The organism is Halomonas sp. SIMBA_159 (assembly GCF_046536035.1).
Taxonomy (GTDB): domain Bacteria; phylum Pseudomonadota; class Gammaproteobacteria; order Pseudomonadales; family Halomonadaceae; genus Vreelandella; species Vreelandella venusta_A.
Genome location: NZ_JAWJBT010000268.1, coordinates 1 through 314, shown reverse-complemented (window position 1 = coordinate 314; position 314 = coordinate 1). Strand labels below are relative to the sequence as shown.

The 314-nt window shown below is 51.0% G+C and carries 1 pseudogene; it reads left to right on the top strand.

Features of this window, described 5'->3' with window-relative positions:
- Position 1 precedes the first annotated feature (1 nt).
- Positions 2-314 (top strand): annotated as a pseudogene (locus R0J87_RS19265) (lysine--tRNA ligase); the annotation flags it as partial.

Genomic DNA, 314 nt, shown 5'->3' with positions numbered 1-314 from the left:
CATGACTGAACAAGTACAAGACGAAAACAAACTGATTGCAGAGCGCCGCGCGAAACTGGAACACATTCGTCAGGATTGCAAAGCAAACGGCCACCCGAACGATTTCCGCCGCGATAGCCTGGCTGCTGATCTGCAGGCCACCTTTGGTGATAAAACCAAAGAAGAGCTGGAAGAAGCCAACAACATTGTGGCGATTGCCGGTCGTATCATGGCCAAGCGTGGTCCATTCCTGGCGATCCAGGATGTCTCCGGCCGGATTCAGGCTTATGCGTCCAAAGATGTACAGAAAGAGCTGAAAGAAAAATATTCAGGTC